Source organism: Faecalibacterium sp. DFI.5.82 (genome assembly GCF_029076575.1).
Classification (GTDB): Bacteria; Bacillota; Clostridia; order Oscillospirales; family Ruminococcaceae; genus Faecalibacterium; species Faecalibacterium duncaniae.
In genome coordinates this window covers 1-352 of the sequence record NZ_JARFIS010000171.1, presented here as the reverse complement: position 1 = coordinate 352, position 352 = coordinate 1, and the positions used below count along the sequence as shown (strand labels likewise).

The following is a 352-nucleotide window of genomic DNA, read 5'->3' as shown; positions in this document are numbered from 1 at the left end:
TCCACCGCCGCCTAGGAGGCATAGGTGGCGTGGGGGATCAGTACCCGCAGTTCGGCGCAGCGCTCCTGCTCCTCCTGCACGCTCCGGTCCAGCCGGTCCACCTCCCGCAGCACCCGCTCGGCCTGCTCGATGAAGTGCCGCCCCTGCTCCGTGGGGATCATGCCGGTGGATGACCGCTCAAAAATGCGGAGATGGTATTCTTCTTCCAGATTTTTCAGCGCCTTGCTCACGTTGGGCTGAGTGGCATACAGCCGCTTTGCCGCCGCACTCACAGATCCGCATTCCATGATGGCGACGAGATACCGCAGTTCTGTAATGTTCAACTTTTTCTCTCCTTTTGGCGTTTTTATCC

At 59.7% G+C, this 352-nt stretch carries 1 protein-coding gene; it reads right to left on the bottom strand.

Annotated elements, in window-relative coordinates; genetic code table 11:
• Positions 1-11 precede the first annotated feature (11 nt).
• The gene (locus P0G09_RS16105) at positions 12-323 is read right to left on the bottom strand and encodes a LysR family transcriptional regulator (RefSeq protein WP_275253165.1); all 312 of its coding nucleotides are present in this window, start codon (positions 321-323) and stop codon (positions 12-14) included.
• Positions 324-352 lie beyond the last annotated feature (29 nt).